Here is a 15476-nt window from a genome sequence, read left to right as displayed (position 1 = left end):
CGTTTGGGTTATGGCCTTATATCTACAGCGTTAGAATCAGGCCAAAACCAACGAATCTGCTTTTACTTGCAGCTTGAAGCTCATAGCTTGCAGCTGCTTCGGGAACCGAAGATGACCAACTGGCTGGACGAGATCAAGTGGGACGCCGATGGCCTGGTGCCAGCGATTGCCCAGGATCACAAGACCGGGCGCGTCCTGATGATGGCCTGGATGAACCGTGAAGCGCTGGAACTGACCGCTGCCGAGAACCGCGCCATCTACTGGTCGCGCTCGCGTGGCAAACTGTGGCGCAAGGGCGAAGAGTCCGGCCACGTGCAAACCCTGCATGAGATGCGCCTGGACTGCGACGCCGACGTGATCATCCTGATGGTCGAGCAGATCGGCGACATCGCCTGCCATACCGGCCGTCAAAGCTGCTTCTATCGCGTCTTCGAGAACGGCGACTGGAAAACCGTCGACCCGGTCCTGAAAGACCCGCACGCCATCTACTCTGCAGGACACAAACATGAGTGACACGCTGAACCGTCTGGCCCAGGTACTGGAAGAGCGCAAAGGCGCCGCCGCCGACAGCTCGTATGTCGCCAGCCTGTATCACAAGGGATTGAACAAGATTCTGGAAAAAGTCGGCGAAGAGTCGGTCGAGACCATCATTGCCGCCAAGGATGCCGCCGCCAGCGGCGACTGCAGCGATGTGATCTACGAAACCGCCGATTTGTGGTTCCACAGCATGGTCATGCTCGCCCAATTGGGGCAGCATCCACAGGCTGTACTCGATGAACTGGACCGTCGCTTCGGTCTCTCCGGACACGTAGAGAAAGCCTCGCGTCCGTCCGCCTGAACAATTATTAGAGAGGAGCAGCACCATGGGTATTTTTGACTGGAAACACTGGATCGTCATCCTGGTTGTGGTCGTACTGGTGTTCGGTACCAAGAAACTGAAAAACCTCGGCACCGACGTCGGCGAATCGATCAAGGGCTTCCGCAAGGCCATGAACGATGACGAAAAACCGGCCGATCCGACCGTGACCCCGGCCCAACCGGTTCCACCTGTTCAGCCACAGGCCACACAGTCCGTGAACCAGCCGCACACCATCGACGTGCAGGCGCAGAAGGTTGAAGAGCCGATTCGCAAAGACGTGTGAGCACTGACTAATGTTTGGTATCAGCTTCTCTGAACTGCTGCTTGTCGGCCTCGTCGCCCTGCTGGTGCTGGGCCCCGAGCGCCTGCCCCACGCTGCGCGCACCGCGGGCCTGTGGGTCGGGCGCCTGAAGCGCAGCTTCAATGCGATCAAACAGGAAGTTGAACGTGAAATCGGTGCCGACGAAATTCGTCGGCAACTGCACAACGAACACATTCTGTCGCTGGAGCAGGAGGCGCGGAAAATCTTCACGCCGACCCCGCAGGAGCCGACGCCGGTTCAGCCAGAGGCCACGCCGACAGTCACGGCGCCTGCCGCTGAAGCTGCACCTGCACCTGCAGTAGCCGCGCCGGTTGTAGCCGAGCCAGCCGCAACCACACCGGTCGAACCCGTGGTACCTGCGGCCGCGCCCGTCGCGCCTGCCCCTCAAGACCCCACACTGCCGCCGCGAGCCCCATGAGCGATCTTCCTGAAAACGACCAGCACATGCCGCTGGTTTCGCACCTCACCGAGCTGCGTACCCGTCTGCTGCGCTGCGTAGCGGCGGTGTTCATCATCTTCGCCGGGTTGTTCGCCTTCACCCAGCAGATCTACACCTTCGTCTCCACGCCGCTGCGCCAGTACCTGCCGGCGGGCGCGACGATGATTGCCACCGACGTGTCGTCGCCGTTCCTGACGCCGCTGAAGCTGACGATGATGGTCTCGCTGTTCCTGGCCATTCCGGTGATCCTGCACCAGATCTGGGGCTTCATCGCACCGGGCCTGTACAAGCATGAAAAACGCATCGCCGTGCCGCTGCTGATCTCCAGCATCCTGCTGTTCTATGCGGGCATGGCCTTCGCCTACTTCCTGGTGTTCCCGCTGATCTTCAAGTTCTTCGCCTCCGCCACCCCGGCCGGCGTGGAAATGATGACCGACATCACCAGCTACCTCGATTTCGTCATGACGCTGTTCTTCGCCTTCGGCGTGGCGTTCGAGATCCCGGTGGCCGTGGTGCTGCTGGTGTGGATCGGCGTGGTCGACGTCAAATACCTGAAGAAGATCCGTCCGTACGTGATCATCGGCTGCTTCGTGGTCGGCATGATCCTGACGCCGCCGGACATCTTCTCGCAGACCCTGCTGGCAGTGCCGATGTGGCTGCTGTTCGAGATCGGCGTGTTGTTTGGCGGGCTGATCAGCAAACGCGGCGAACATCCGGACGATCAGCCGGCTGACGACCACAACGACCAGCCGCCAGCGACCCAAGCGTGAACCTGCTGCTCCTCGAAGAGGCCGACTTCATTGCGCCCGACCGGGTGATCCTGCGTGATCGCCGCCTGACCCACATGCAGGAAGTCCATCGCTGCGAAGTCGGCGACAGCATGCGCGTCGGACGGATTGGCGGGCTGATGGGCGCAGCCGAAGTGCTGCGCCTGGAAGCCAACGAAGCGCAATTGCGCGTCACCCTCGACCAGCCGCCGCCGGCCAAGCTGCCATTGACCCTGGTATTGGCCCTGCCACGCCCCAAAATGCTGCGCAGGGTGTTTCAGACCGTTGCGGCCATGGGAGTGCCGCGCGTAGTGCTGGTCAACAGCTACCGCGTCGAGAAGAGCTTCTGGCAGACACCGTTTTTGGAGCCGGAAGCGATTCGCGAGCAGTTGATCCTCGGCCTCGAACAGGCCCGGGACAGCGTGCTGCCCGAAGTGACCATCGAGAAACGCTTCAAGCCGTTCGTTGAGGACCGCCTGCCGGCCATCAGCGACGGCACCCTGGGCCTGGTCGGCCATCCCGGCAACTATCCGCCCTGCCCCCGCGCCCTCAGCGAACCGGTGACCCTGGCCATCGGCCCCGAAGGCGGCTGGATTCCCTACGAAATCGACCTGCTGGGCAAATCCGGCCTGCAACCGGTGCAACTGGGCGAGCGCATCCTGCGCGTCGAAACCGCCGTCACCGCCCTGCTCGCACGCCTCTTCTAAAAACAACGCACAACCTGTAGCGGCTGGCGCAGCCTGCGTCCGGCTGCGCAGCAGTCGTCAATCCAGCGCACCCGGTTTTCCTGATGCACCGCGGAGCCCGGTTTTACGACTGCTGCGCAGCCGGACGCAGGCTTCGCCAGCTGCTACATAAAGCACTCCGTTCGTCTGGATACGACTACAGAACGTAGCCGCCCGGCCGATAAATCTCCCATAAAACCAACGTTTGCCCGGGAGAAATGCAGCATGTACCAATGGATGGCCGATAAGCTGGGTAACGTAGGGGTCAATCGCAAGCTGGGCATCGGTTTCGGCCTGGTCTTGCTGCTGACGTTACTGATCACCTTCACCGGCTGGACCGGTCTGAGCGAGGTCAGCAAGCGTGGCGACAAACTGGGGCTGATCTCCGACATCAACGGGATGACCAAGGATCTGCGCATTGCCCGTCTGGACTACGACATGCGCCGTGGCGAACAAGGCCCGGGCGCCGTCAATGACATGCTCGGCAAGCTCGACAGCAACCTGCAAACCGCTCGCAAACTGATCGAACAACCTTCCGACATCGCGTTGATCGAGCAACAGATCGCGGCGGTCGTTCAGTACAAACAAGCCTTCGCCGCCCTGACCCAGGCCGGCGCGAACCGTGAAGACGCCCGCAGCAAACTCGGCGCCACCGCAGACAATGCCGTGGCCAAAGTCGCCGAAGTCGAAAAATCCATGCTGCAAGGCGACAGCGTCGTGCAGTTCAACAGCGTGATCGAGCTGAGCAAACTGATCCAGCAGGCGCGCTTCCAGGTTCGCGGCTACACCTACAGCGGCAAGATCGAGGCCGAGCAGCCTGCACTGGACGCCATCGACAACGCACTCAAATACCTTGAAAGCCTGCCGTCGAAACTGCCGGATGAGCACATCGCCAACCTGCAACAGGCCTCCGACTCGCTCAAGGCCTACCGCGCGGCAGTCAGCCAGTACCGCGATTCCCAGGTCGCCAGCGCCGACGCTCTCAAGCACATGGCCGCCCAAGGCCAGATCCTGCTCGACACCAGCACGCAGCTGACCCTTTCGCAAACCAACAAGCGCGATATCGACGTCGCGCACGCCAAGAACAAGCTGCTGATGGCCACCGTCCTGGCGTTGGTATTCGGTGTCTTTGCCGCCTGGGCCATCACCCGGCAGATCGTGATCCCGTTGACCCAGACTCTCAAAGTGGCCGAGCGCATCGCCGCCGGCGACCTCACGCAAAACCTGGTATCCAGGCGCCAGGACGAGCTGGGCCAGCTGCAACGCTCCATTCAGGGCATGACCCTGGGTCTGCGCGAACTGATCGGCGGCATCAGCGATGGCGTGACACAAATCGCCAGCGCCGCCGAGGAACTGTCCGCCGTCACCGAGCAGACCAGCGCCGGGGTCAACAGCCAGAAGGTCGAGACCGATCAGGTGGCCACGGCCATGAACGAGATGACCGCCACTGTGCAGGAAGTCGCGCGCAATGCCGAGGAAGCCTCCGAGGCCGCTGTCGCCGCCGATCAGCAGGCTCGCGAGGGTGACAAGGTGGTCGGCGAAGCCATCGCCCAGATCGAGCGCCTGGCCCTTGAGGTGGGACTTTCCACCGAGGCCATGGGCGAACTCAAGCGCGAGAGCGACAAGATCGGCAGCGTGCTCGACGTGATCAAGTCCGTGGCCCAGCAGACCAACCTCCTGGCGCTCAACGCCGCCATCGAAGCCGCCCGTGCCGGTGAAGCCGGACGCGGCTTTGCCGTGGTCGCCGACGAAGTCCGCAGCCTGGCGCAGCGCACCCACAAGTCCACCGAAGAGATCGAAGAGCTGATCGTCAGCCTGCAAAACGGCACCCAGCAAGTGGCGACCATCATGGACAACAGCCGCAACCTGACCGACAGCAGCGTCGAACTGACCCGCCGCGCCGGCGGCTCGCTGGAGAGCATCACCCGCACCGTGTCCGCCATCCAGGCCATGAACCAGCAGATCGCCGCCGCGGCCGAGCAGCAAAGCGCCGTGGCCGAGGAGATCAACCGTAGCGTGCTGAATGTGCGGGATGTATCGGATCAGACATCGGCGGCCAGTGAGGAAACCGCAGCGTCCAGCGTTGAGCTGGCGCGGTTGGGGACGCATTTGCAGATGCTGGTGGGTAAGTTCAGGGTTTGAGGTGATTCAACTGCCTCGGTTCACTCTAAACCGAGGTGATGCATTCGCGAGCAAGCCCGCTCCCTCAGGGATCTTGGTGGGACACAGGATTTGTGTTCACCACCAGACAGTGTGGGAGCGGGCTTGCTCGCGAAGACGGCCGAACAGACGCCGAAATTACAGCACCTGCCGCAAAAACGCCTGAGCCCGCGGATCCTTCGGCGCATCGAAGAACTCTGCCGGCGAGGCATCTTCCAGCAATTTGCCGTGATCGAAGAACAGCACCCGGTCCGCGACTTCCCGGGCGAAGCCCATTTCGTGGGTGACGCAGACCATGGTCATGCCTTCCACCGCCAGGTTTTTCATGACGTCGAGCACTTCGCCGACCATCTCCGGGTCGAGCGCCGAGGTGGGTTCGTCGAACAGCATGACTTTCGGCTCCATCGCCAGCGCCCGGGCGATTGCCACGCGCTGTTGCTGGCCGCCGGACAGACGCGATGGAAACTCGTTGGCCTTCTGCGCGATGCCGACCTTTTCCAGCAGCGCCATGGCCTTTGCCTCGCGCTCCTTCTTGCCGCGCTTGCGCACGACTTTCTGCGCCAGGCACAGGTTGTCCAGCACGGTCATGTGCGGGAACAGGTTGAAATGCTGGAACACCATGCCGACTTCGCGGCGGTAGGCGTTGATGTCGGTCTTCGGGTTGGCCAGTTGCAGGCCGTCGATACTCACCGAGCCCGAGTCGAATTCTTCCAGGCCGTTGAGGCAGCGCAGGAAGGTCGATTTGCCGGAGCCGGACGGACCGATCACCACCAGCACTTCGCCCTTGGCCACCTGGGTGGAGACGTTATCCACCGCGCGCACCACCTGGCCGCGGGTGTCGAAGACTTTTACCAGATCGCGGACTTCAATCACTTTGCGCGAGCCTCCGCTCAAGCCGGCCGGCGATTTTCGACAGCGGCAGGTTGATCAACAAATACAGACCGGCCACACAGAACAGGATCTCGAACGGCGAAAACGAAGTGGTGATGACCTCGCGCCCGCTTTTGAGCAGTTCGGTAATGGCGATGACCGACACCAGCGAAGTGTCTTTGACCAGGCTGATGAACTGCCCGGCCAGCGGCGGCAGCACGCGCTTGAACGCTTGCGGCAACACCACGTGACGCATCGACTGGCCGGCGCTCAGGCCCAGGGAGCGCGCGGCTTCGTTCTGGCCACGGGCGATGGACTGCACGCCGGAACGGATGATCTCCGCGACATAGGCGCCGGTGAACAGCGACAGCGCGGCAATCCCGGCGAGCTCCCGGGACAGGTTCATCACGGTGCCGATGAAGAAGTAGAAAATGAAAATCTGCACCAGCAACGGCGTGCCGCGCACCAGTTCGACGTAGATGGTCGAGAGGTCGCGCAGGGTCGGGTTGCTCGACAGCCGGCACAGGCCGGTGACGAGACCGATCAGCAACCCCAGCACGCCCGACACCACCGACAACCACAAGGTGGTCCACAGGCCCCACAGCAGCGGTCCGGCGGCCCAATGGCGGGTGACCCCAACCACATCGCCTTCAGCCACATCATCGCCCTGGGCGACTTGCAGGCTGTTTTCGTCGACAGTCAGGTGTTGTTCGTCACCGGCGTCGTTGCGCAGGGTGACTTCAGCCTTGTCGCCCTTGCGCACAAGCTCGCTGACGGTGGAGATGTCGGCGGCGCGCTGGGACTCTTCGGCGTGGTAGGCGAAGTACTGCGGCACGCGGTTCCAGCGCCACTCGTAGGACATCAGCGAGGTGGCGTAATACATGGCGACGGCCAGGCCGACCAGCACCAGCACGGTCAGCGCGTGCCAGGGCCATTGGGCTTTTTTCTGTTTCATTGCGGGTTCCAGGATTTGTGTTGCCTGTCAGGCCGTCATCGCGGGCAAGCCCGCTCCCACAAGGTCATCGTCGTACACAAAAATGTGTTCACCCCGATCACTGTGGGAGCGGGCTTGCCCGCGATTGAAGGCGACTCGGTCTATCGGACCGAGTTACTCCATGTCCTTGAGCCACTCAGTGCTCTTGAACCACTTGTCATGGATGCGATCGTAGGTGCCGTCTTCGTGGATCTGGTGCAGGAAGTTGTTGATGAAGTTGATGCTGTCGTAGTCACCCTTCTTCAGGCCGAAGGCCAGCGGTTCGTAGGTGAACGGCTTGTCGAGGAATACCAGCTTGCCGTTGCCGACCTTGCTCAGGGCCACGACGTTGTAAGGCGCGTCGTAGATGAAGGCATCGGCCTTGCCGTTGACCACGTCGAGCACGGCTTCCTGCTCGTTGTCGTAGCCGTGGTACTTGGCCTTGGCAATCAGCTTCCTGGCGACCATTTCGCCGGTGGTGCCCAGCTTGGAAGTGATGCGGTAGTCGGCGGTGTTCAGGTCTTTGTAGGACTTGATGGTGCCTTCCAGCTCCTTGCGGATCAGCAGGGTCTGGCCGACCACGATGAAGGGTTCGCTGAAGTTCAGGCGCAGGTTGCGTTCCTGGGTCAGGGTCATGCCGCTGCCAATCATGTCGAACTTGTCGGTCAGCAGGGCCGGGATGATGCCGTCGTAGCCGGTGGACACCAGCTCCAGCTTGACGCCCATGGCTTTGGTCATGGCCTTGAGGATGTCGACTTCGAAACCGATGATCTCGCCGCGCTTGTTGGTCATCTCGAACGGCATGTAGGTCGGGTCCATGCCGACTTTCAAGGTACCGCGCTTGACCGCGTCATCGATGGCGCCGGCCTGTGCCGCGCTGACGGCAACCAGTGCCGTGACGCCGACCAGCAACTTCGACAGAAACTTCTTCATCTTCAACTCCCCAACCATTGCATTCGCGCCGCGAAAATCGACAGTTTTCCAGTGAAAACCGATAGATACGGACGCTGAACGGTCCGGGCGCACCTTTTTCGGGGGCGGATGCTAACGCACTGGGTCGAATGCACAAGGGTTTGCGTCGGATAAAAACAAAAGATCGCAGCCTTCGGCAGCGCCCTGTAGGCGCTGCCGAAAGCTGCGATCTTTTCGAATCACCCCCGTTCCAGAGCGGAACGGGGGCTCAGGTCACGCCAGCTGAGGCTGCGCGACCATGGGCTGAAGCGGCAATTGCGGTGCATGGGGGTCGGCCTTGACCGACTTGCGCCATGCGCCCAGCCACTCGGCGTGGCCTTCGCTCCAGACCTGCTCATGCAGGCGGGCCAGGGCCACCGGGTCACTCAACAGCTGCACACGTTCGTTGTTGGTCAGGCCTTCCGGCCCGACTTTCATCGCGTGCCGTACCCGCTCGACCCGCAGCCATTCGATCGGCTCGGCCTGACGGTGACGGGAGGTCGCCAGCGAGCACGCCAAAGCGTTCTGCTGCGGGTCGACCACCGAACGGATGAAACCGTCGTTCAGCGCGTGATAACGGTTTTCGTGGGTGTACTGGTCGGTGGCCAGCAGCGCCTGTGGCGGATTGTATTCCTCAGGGATGAGGAACAGGCTCTCGTCACGGGATTTGAGGCCCAGGCCAACGCGGCTGGAGATCACCGACACCGGGATCGACAGCATCAGCGAACCGACGATCGGCACCAGCCACCACAGGAAGCTGGGGTTCAGCCAGATCACAAGCAAGGCCCACAGAAAGCCCAGCACGGTTTGCGGACCGTGGCGCTTGATCGCTTCACTCCATGGCGTGGAGTCGTCGTCACGCTGCGGCGAGTTCCAGGTCGCGGCCCAGCCCAGGAACGCGGCGAGCACGAAACGGGTGTGGAAAATCATCCGCACCGGCGCCAGCAGCATGGAGAACAGCATCTCCAGCAGCATCGACATCGTGACCTTGAACTTGCCACCGAACTCTTTCGCGCCCTTGGCCCAGATCAGGATGACGCTCAGCAGTTTCGGCAGGAACAACAGCACGACGGTGGTCGAGAACAGCGCGATCGCCTTGTCCGGGTGCCATTGCGGCCACAGCGGATACAGCTGGCGCGGTTCGAGGAAGTACTGCGGCTCCATCAGGGTGTTGACCGCCAGCAGCGCGGTCGACAGCACCAGGAAGAAGAACCACAGCGGCGCCGACAGGTAGGACATCACGCCGGTCAGGAACACCGCGCGGTGCACCGGGTGCATGCCTTTTACCAGGAACAGGCGGAAGTTCATCAGGTTGCCGTGGCACCAGCGACGGTCACGCTTGAGTTCGTCCAGCAGGTTCGGCGGCAATTCTTCATAGCTGCCCGGCAAGTCGTAGGCAATCCACACGCCCCAGCCGGCACGACGCATCAGCGCAGCTTCAACGAAGTCGTGGGAGAGGATCGCACCGGCGAACGCGCCTTTACCCGGCAACGGCGCGAGGGCGCAGTGCTCGATGAACGGCTTCATGCGGATGATCGCGTTGTGGCCCCAGTAGTGGGATTCGCCCAGCTGCCAGAAGTGCAGGCCGGCGGTGAACAGCGGACCGTACACACGGGTGGCGAACTGCTGCATGCGCGCATACAGAGTGTCCATGCCCGAGGCACGTGGCGCGGTCTGGATGATCCCGGCGTCCGGCGTGGCTTCCATCAGGCGCACCAGACTGGTCAGGCACTCGCCGCTCATGACCGAGTCGGCGTCGAGTACGACCATGTACTTGTAGTCACCTCCCCAACGACGGCAGAAGTCGTCGAGGTTGCCGCTCTTGCGTTTCACACGGCGACGGCGACGGCGATAGAAGATCTTCCCAAAGCCCTTGGCTTCACGACAGACGTCCAGCCAGGCCTGCTGCTCGGCGACGCAGATATCGGCATCGTTACTGTCGCTGAGGACGAAGAAGTCGAAGCGATCCAGGTCACCGGTGGCGGCGACCGATTCGAAGGTCGCGCGCAGACCGGCGAACACCCGAGGCACGTCTTCGTTGCAGATCGGCATCACCAGCGCGGTGCGCGCGTTCTTCGGAATCGGCTCGTTGCCGGCACTTTTACCGGAAATTCGATATTTATCGTGACCGGTCAGCAACTCGAGAAAGCCCATCAGCGCGGTCCAGAAACCGGCCGATACCCAGCAGAACAGAATCCCGAACATGATCAGGATGCTGGTCTGCAACGCATACGGCAGCACTTGCGTGGCGGTTTGCAGCAGCGGTTGGTGCAGGACTTCTTCAAGGTCGACGAACGACCAGCCCTGGTACGGCATGATGCCTTTCATGTACCAGCCGGCGACGATGGTCTGGCCGAGCATCAGCAGCAGCAGAATGTAGCGACGGATCGAACCGACGGTGCGCCAGCGCGCGGCCGGCAACACGTTCGCGTCTTTTGGCGGCTTCGGCGGATTGGTGCGACCGGTCAGGCGACGCCAGCCGCGCACCAGGATGTTGGTACGCCACGGCTCCGGCACGACCTTGGTCCGGCGAATCGGCGGGGTCGCCTTGAGGCAGACCCGACCGCTGGCGTCGAGCACCAGCATTTCGGCTTCGCGCAATTCTTCGGCGGTGCTCAGGGTCAGGCGCTCGCCCACCGAAGCCTGGGCGGCTTCGGTCGACGCGTCGAACGTCTTGGACGACAGACGTTCGTGCAGTTCGCTGAAGGACTTGCAGCCCGCGAGTTCCGCGCGCTGCTGGTCGGTCATCGGCAGATGGGCCAGATACTCGGAGAGCGATTCTGGCTGAACTTGAGAATTACTCATCGGCTGGCAACTGGTAGCTCCAGGTCTCGGTCAGGACTTCTTCAGTCGGTGCCGATTCCGGTGTGGCTGGGGCCGCCGCCGCAGCAGCTGCTGGCTGCTTGGCGTCGGTGTTGTTGTTCGCCTTCTCCTTGGCATCCGCGACCGGCTTGGCATCAGCCTTTTTGGCTTCGGCGGCAGCGGCTTCGGCGGCGGCCTTGGCATCCTTCTCGGCTTTCTCGGCCTGCTTGGCGGCAACCTTGTCGGCCTTGGCCACGGAAGAGTTGGACGCTGGAATCGAGGTCTTGGCCAGATCGGCCGGCACGATGTTCTGCACCAGTGCCGCGCGCAGTTCGGTGGACTTGCCCGGATCCTTGACCTTCAGACGCAGAGTCAGGCGCCAGCCCTTGGTTTCAGGGTTGTAGCGCACGCTGTTCTCGACCAGCTCGGCGTTGTCGCCGACGCTGACCTGGCTGCGCACGTCGGTATCGGCTGGCAATGCCGCCAGGGACGGGCCTTCGAAATCGACCAGGTACGCAACGCTGCCATCGGGCTGACGAATCAGGTTGGACTGTTTGACGTCACCGGTGGACTTCAGGGTCTGGCTGACCCAGGCGCTGTCCGGTGCGTGCAACGCGGCTTCGTCCATGGTCCAGTGCATGCGGTAGGCGAAGTCCAGCGGTTTGCCTGGCTCCGGCATGGTTTCCGGGCTCCAGAAAGCCACGATATTGTCGTTGGTTTCATCAGCGGTCGGAATCTCGACCAGATCGACGGTGCCCTTGCCCCAGTCGCCTTTCGGCTCGATCCAGGCGCTTGGACGCTTGTCGTAGCGGTCGTCGAGGTCTTCGTAGTGGCTGAAGTCACGACCACGCTGCAGCAGGCCGAAACCACGCGGGTTCTCGACCGAGAAGTTGCTCACGGCCAGGTGTTTGGGGTTGTTCAGCGGACGCCAGATCCACTCGCCGTTGCCGGCATGGATCGCCAGGCCGCTGGAATCGTGCAGCTCGCGACGGTAGTTGAGGACTTTGGACGGCTGGTTGGCGCCGAACAGGAACATGCTGGTCAGCGGTGCGATGCCCAGTTTGCCCACCTTGTCACGCAGGTACATCTGCGCCTTGACGTCGACAATGGTGTCGCTGCCCGGACGCAGGGTCAGGCGGTAGGCACCGGTGGCACGCGGGGAATCCAGCAAGGCGAAGATCACCAGGTGCTTGTCGCCTGGTTTGGGCTGCTCGATCCAGAACTCGCGGAAACGCGGGAATTCCTCACCGGACGGCAAGGCGGTATCCAGCGCCAGGCCGCGAGCGGACAGACCGTAGACGTGACCCTTGCCGACAACGCGGAAGTAACTCGCGCCCAGCATGGTCATGATTTCGTCCTGTTTATCGGCCTTGTTGACCGGGTACAGAACACGGAAACCGGCGTAGCCCAGTTGTTCGGTGGCCTTCGGATCGAACTTGAGATCGCCGAAATCGAAACGACTCGGGTCGTATTTGATCTCTTCGACGGTGTTCGCGGTGATTTCGTTGATTTTCACCGGCGTATCGAAGTGCATGCCCTGGTGATAGAAGGACAGCTTGAACGGCGTCTTCTGGTCCGCCCACTCGGCTTTTTCCGTCAGAAAACGAATTTTCTGATAGTCGGCGAACTTCATCTCTCGGAATTCGTTCGGCAAGTTACTGCGCGGCGCTTCGAATTTCTGACCGGCCAGCTCTTTCGCCTTGGCCGATACATCATCCAGATTGAATGCCCAAAGCTGGCCGGCGCTGAGCAGGCAAAGCAGTGCAGAGCCTGCTACCAGAGCGCTTCGCAACCGTTTGGCAGACAATTTTGGTGCGTTACAGGGACTAACAATCACGAGCAACCCTCGCCGAAAACAGATCAAAAAACCAACGGCCAGTTAAAGGGTCTGCGTGGTCGCCGATACGAAAACACCGGCACTGCAAACCACTCTTGCCAAGTTGGCGAGCATTGTTCCGACTCCGCTGGGGCGAAATGATTCCCCAAATCGGATCCGGACAAGTCTCTACCTAAGTCAAAATGGACCAACGAACGCTGATCCCCGTAGCGCGCGATTATCTAGTAGGCCGCGTTACAACGCATCAGGGGTAACAAAGTATTTATCGCGAAAAATGCCTGTTTTCAGCCGAAAAACCCGTAAAAAGATGTTTCACGGGCTTTTAAGTCTGTAACAGAAAGGTTACCGGGCCGTCGTTGACCAGGTGCACCTGCATATCCGCGCCGAATCTACCTGATGCCACAGTGCCATGCACCTGTTTCGCTTTGCTTAATAGATAGTCGAACAACTCCTCTCCCAAGGCCGGGGGAGCCGCGGTCGAGAAACTCGGGCGCAGCCCGCTTTTGGTGTCGGCAGCCAGGGTGAACTGCGAGACCAGCAGCAACCCGCCGCCCACATCCGCCAGGGACAGATTCATCTTGCCCTCGGCGTCGCTGAACACCCGATAGTTAAGCAGCTTATTGAGAAGTTTGTCGGCGCTGGCCCGCGTATCCTGTGGCTCGACGGCCACCAGCACCAACAAACCCTGGTCGACCGCGCCAACCACCTCCCCCGCTACCTCGACCCGCGCGCCACGCACGCGTTGCAGCAGACCCTTCATGCTTCCTCGGGGGCGAGGTCGAGCAGGCGCCGGGCCATTTTATCGGCGGCGCGCACCAGGGCGTCGGTGATGCCAGGTTCCGCGGCGGCATGACCGGCGTCGCGGATGATTTGCAGCTCGCTGTTCGGCCAGGCCTGGTGCAGTTCCCAGGCGTTGTCCAGCGGGCAGATCACGTCATAGCGACCGTGGATGATCACGCCCGGCAGATGGGCGATCTTGTCCATGTCGCGGATCAGCTGATTCGGTTCGAGGAAACCGTTGTTGGTGAAGTAGTGGCATTCGATGCGGGCGATGGATAGTGCGCGCTGAGGTTCGGAGAAACGGTCGACCACCAGCGGGTTCGGACGCAGGGTCGCGGTGCGACCTTCCCAGGTGGACCAGGCCTTGGCCGCGTGCATCTGGGCGATCTGGTCGTTGCCGGTCAGACGGCGGTGGAAAGCGCCGAGCAGGTCGTGACGCTCGTCCAGCGGGATCGGTGCGATGTAGTCCTGCCAGTAGTCAGGGAACAGCCGGCTGGCGCCCGCCTGATAGAACCATTCGATTTCCTGCGCACGGCACAAGAAAATCCCGCGCACGATCAGACCGTGCACACGCTCGGGGTGGGTTTGCGCGTAAGCCAGCGCCAGGGTCGAACCCCAGGAGCCGCCGAACAGCACCCACTTGTCGATGCCCAGGTGCTGGCGGATTTTCTCGAGGTCGGCGACCAGATCCCAGGTGGTGTTGTTTTCCACGCTGGCATGCGGGGTGGAGCGACCGCAACCGCGCTGGTCGAAGGTGACGATGCGGTACAGGTTCGGATCGAAGTAGCAGCGGCTTGCCGCATCGCAGCCGGCGCCGGGACCGCCGTGAATGAACACCACCGGCAAACCTTGCGGTGAACCGCTTTCGTCGACATACAGCGTGTGGGTTTCGTCGACGGCCAGATCGTGCCGGGCGTAGGGTTTGATCTGCGGGTACAAAGTCTGCATTGCGCGCTCCGTAAGGGGTCGGGTCATCCCTGGGGGGACATCTATTATTCTGCCGTCCGGCATCATAAACCCGATTTACGTCAATGAGCATGTGCTTGCTGGGTCAGAGTTTTTTCCGCCAGAAAGTTAAACAGCACTTCGTACAGCGCATCCACCTCCTCAACCTGCCCTCGCCCCCGCAAACAGCCATGCACCAGGCCCTTGCCGTAATAGAGCGTTGCGGCCACGCCGGCGTTGTCGAGGCGTTCGGCGTATTGCACGCCGTCATCGCGCAGCGGGTCGAACTGCGCCACGGCGATCAAGGCTGACGGCAGGCCTCGGAAATTTCCTGCTTGCAGCGGCTTGGCATAAACACCCGGTCTGGCGGTGTCACCCAAGTACAGCGCCTGATAACAATCCAGGTCGTTGCTGGTGAGCAACGGTGCATCGGCGCATTCGCGGCGCGACGGCAACTGCGGATCGCCGCCGAGTCCCGGGTAAATCAGCACCTGCGCACAGGGCATGGGTTCGCCCGCATCCCGCAGCGCCAGGCACAACGCGGCGGCGAGATTGCCACCGGCGCTGTCGCCGGCCACCAGGGTGCGCTTGGGGTCCAGCCGGAACGGGCCGGTGCGCAAGGCTCGCCACACGGCCAGGCAATCGTCGAGCGCTGCGGGGAATGGATGCTCCGGGGCGAGTCGATAGTCGACGGCGATCACCAGCACGCCCAGCCTGGAGGCCATCTCGGCGCAAATGAAATCGTGGGAGTCCAGATCCCCCACCACCCAACCGCCGCCGTGCAGGTAAACGATGCACGGCGAACCGTCGCTCAAGGATGCCGGCGGCTGGTAAGAACGCAGGCGCACGCCGGCCAACTCGAAATCGACCACATACAGATCCGCCGGACGCGGTGGGGTGAAGGCCCGGCACATCGCGCTGTAGGCCTGACGCAAACCGGTAAGGCTGGTTTCGGTGCTGTTGAAGCTGACGGTCTTGTCGATGAAGGCCGTCATTTGTTCAGAGAGCAGGTAAGGAGCCATGAGTCAGGTGCCCGAATTCTGAAA

The 15476-nt window shown here is 61.9% G+C and carries 15 protein-coding genes and 1 pseudogene; 8 read left to right on the top strand and 8 right to left on the bottom strand.

Going from position 1 to position 15476, the window contains the following annotated elements:
• Positions 1–111 precede the first annotated feature (111 nt).
• From hisI to HNO86_RS30510, 8 genes and pseudogenes are all read left to right on the top strand, one after another.
• A complete protein-coding gene (hisI, locus tag HNO86_RS01785; RefSeq protein ID WP_175375321.1) occupies positions 112–513 on the top strand; it encodes a phosphoribosyl-AMP cyclohydrolase in 402 nt (133 codons plus the stop codon).
• The gene (locus tag HNO86_RS01780) at positions 506–838 is read left to right on the top strand and encodes a phosphoribosyl-ATP diphosphatase (RefSeq protein WP_175375320.1); all 333 of its coding nucleotides are present in this window, start codon (positions 506–508) and stop codon (positions 836–838) included. Before hisI ends, HNO86_RS01780 begins: the two co-directional genes overlap by 8 nt.
• Positions 839–863: 25 nt before the next feature.
• Positions 864–1142 (top strand): twin-arginine translocase TatA/TatE family subunit, encoded by a 279-nt coding sequence (locus HNO86_RS01775; RefSeq protein WP_175375319.1) that lies wholly within the window; start codon positions 864–866, stop codon positions 1140–1142.
• A gap of 10 nt (positions 1143–1152) precedes the next feature.
• Positions 1153–1599, top strand: a complete 447-nt coding sequence (tatB, locus tag HNO86_RS01770) for a Sec-independent protein translocase protein TatB (RefSeq protein ID WP_175375318.1) — start codon at positions 1153–1155, stop codon at positions 1597–1599.
• On the top strand, positions 1596–2390 hold the full coding sequence (tatC, locus tag HNO86_RS01765) for a twin-arginine translocase subunit TatC (protein WP_175375317.1): 795 nt from the start codon (positions 1596–1598) through the stop codon (positions 2388–2390). Before tatB ends, tatC begins: the two co-directional genes overlap by 4 nt.
• Entirely contained in the window at positions 2387–3094 is a 708-nt protein-coding gene (locus HNO86_RS01760) for a 16S rRNA (uracil(1498)-N(3))-methyltransferase (protein WP_175375316.1), read from the top strand. The genes tatC and HNO86_RS01760 overlap by 4 nt, the downstream gene beginning before the upstream one ends.
• Before the next feature lie 243 nt (positions 3095–3337).
• Positions 3338–4396, top strand: a pseudogene (locus HNO86_RS30515) (methyl-accepting chemotaxis protein); the annotation flags it as partial.
• On the top strand, positions 4391–5254 hold the full coding sequence (locus HNO86_RS30510) for a methyl-accepting chemotaxis protein (protein WP_372242504.1): 864 nt from the start codon (positions 4391–4393) through the stop codon (positions 5252–5254). The pseudogene HNO86_RS30515 and the gene HNO86_RS30510, both read left to right, overlap by 6 nt.
• 156 nt (positions 5255–5410) lie before the next feature.
• Here the strand turns inward: HNO86_RS30510 and HNO86_RS01750 are convergent, their stop codons facing one another.
• The 8 genes from HNO86_RS01750 to HNO86_RS01715 all read right to left on the bottom strand — a co-directional run bounded on the left by HNO86_RS01750 (position 5411) and on the right by HNO86_RS01715 (position 15452).
• Complete coding sequence (locus tag HNO86_RS01750) at positions 5411–6145, bottom strand: ATP-binding cassette domain-containing protein (RefSeq protein WP_175375314.1); 735 nt, start codon at positions 6143–6145, stop codon at positions 5411–5413.
• Positions 6138–7097, bottom strand: coding sequence for an amino acid ABC transporter permease (locus tag HNO86_RS01745; protein WP_175375313.1), 960 nt, complete (start codon positions 7095–7097; stop codon positions 6138–6140). Before HNO86_RS01745 ends, HNO86_RS01750 begins: the two co-directional genes overlap by 8 nt.
• Before the next feature lie 153 nt (positions 7098–7250).
• Positions 7251–8048 (bottom strand): transporter substrate-binding domain-containing protein, encoded by a 798-nt coding sequence (locus HNO86_RS01740; protein ID WP_175375312.1) that lies wholly within the window; start codon positions 8046–8048, stop codon positions 7251–7253.
• A gap of 252 nt (positions 8049–8300) precedes the next feature.
• Positions 8301–10871 carry a glucans biosynthesis glucosyltransferase MdoH gene (gene mdoH, locus HNO86_RS01735; RefSeq protein WP_175375311.1) on the bottom strand — a complete coding sequence of 857 codons (2571 nt, stop codon included), beginning with the start codon at positions 10869–10871 and terminating at the stop codon, positions 8301–8303.
• Complete coding sequence (locus tag HNO86_RS01730; RefSeq protein WP_175375310.1) at positions 10864–12705, bottom strand: glucan biosynthesis protein; 1842 nt, start codon at positions 12703–12705, stop codon at positions 10864–10866. Before HNO86_RS01730 ends, mdoH begins: the two co-directional genes overlap by 8 nt.
• Before the next feature lie 322 nt (positions 12706–13027).
• On the bottom strand, positions 13028–13465 hold the full coding sequence (gene dtd / locus HNO86_RS01725) for a D-aminoacyl-tRNA deacylase (RefSeq protein WP_175375309.1): 438 nt from the start codon (positions 13463–13465) through the stop codon (positions 13028–13030).
• The gene (gene pip / locus HNO86_RS01720) at positions 13462–14433 is read right to left on the bottom strand and encodes a prolyl aminopeptidase (RefSeq protein ID WP_175375308.1); all 972 of its coding nucleotides are present in this window, start codon (positions 14431–14433) and stop codon (positions 13462–13464) included. The genes dtd and pip overlap by 4 nt, the downstream gene beginning before the upstream one ends.
• A gap of 80 nt (positions 14434–14513) precedes the next feature.
• Entirely contained in the window at positions 14514–15452 is a 939-nt protein-coding gene (locus HNO86_RS01715) for an alpha/beta hydrolase (protein ID WP_175375307.1), read from the bottom strand.
• Positions 15453–15476: the final 24 nt, after the last annotated feature.

Origin of the sequence: Pseudomonas sp. C1C7, from assembly GCF_013359595.1 — a bacterium.
Taxonomy (GTDB): Bacteria; Pseudomonadota; Gammaproteobacteria; order Pseudomonadales; family Pseudomonadaceae; genus Aquipseudomonas.
Note: the sequence above shows the minus strand (reverse complement) of the source record. Positions and strands in the feature narration are given on the sequence as shown.

Coding starts and splice junctions, on each gene's coding strand:
- tatB (WP_175375318.1), top strand. CDS start 1,153: ATGTTTGGTATCAGCTTCTCTGAACTGCTGCTTGTCGGCCTCGTCGCC.
- HNO86_RS01740 (WP_175375312.1), bottom strand. CDS start 8,048: ATGAAGAAGTTTCTGTCGAAGTTGCTGGTCGGCGTCACGGCACTGGTT.
- mdoH (WP_175375311.1), bottom strand. CDS start 10,871: ATGAGTAATTCTCAAGTTCAGCCAGAATCGCTCTCCGAGTATCTGGCC.
- HNO86_RS30510 (WP_372242504.1), top strand. CDS start 4,391: ATGACCCTGGGTCTGCGCGAACTGATCGGCGGCATCAGCGATGGCGTG.
- HNO86_RS01780 (WP_175375320.1), top strand. CDS start 506: ATGAGTGACACGCTGAACCGTCTGGCCCAGGTACTGGAAGAGCGCAAA.
- hisI (WP_175375321.1), top strand. CDS start 112: ATGACCAACTGGCTGGACGAGATCAAGTGGGACGCCGATGGCCTGGTG.
- HNO86_RS01715 (WP_175375307.1), bottom strand. CDS start 15,452: ATGGCTCCTTACCTGCTCTCTGAACAAATGACGGCCTTCATCGACAAG.
- pip (WP_175375308.1), bottom strand. CDS start 14,433: ATGCAGACTTTGTACCCGCAGATCAAACCCTACGCCCGGCACGATCTG.
- HNO86_RS01775 (WP_175375319.1), top strand. CDS start 864: ATGGGTATTTTTGACTGGAAACACTGGATCGTCATCCTGGTTGTGGTC.
- dtd (WP_175375309.1), bottom strand. CDS start 13,465: ATGAAGGGTCTGCTGCAACGCGTGCGTGGCGCGCGGGTCGAGGTAGCG.
- HNO86_RS01745 (WP_175375313.1), bottom strand. CDS start 7,097: ATGAAACAGAAAAAAGCCCAATGGCCCTGGCACGCGCTGACCGTGCTG.
- tatC (WP_175375317.1), top strand. CDS start 1,596: ATGAGCGATCTTCCTGAAAACGACCAGCACATGCCGCTGGTTTCGCAC.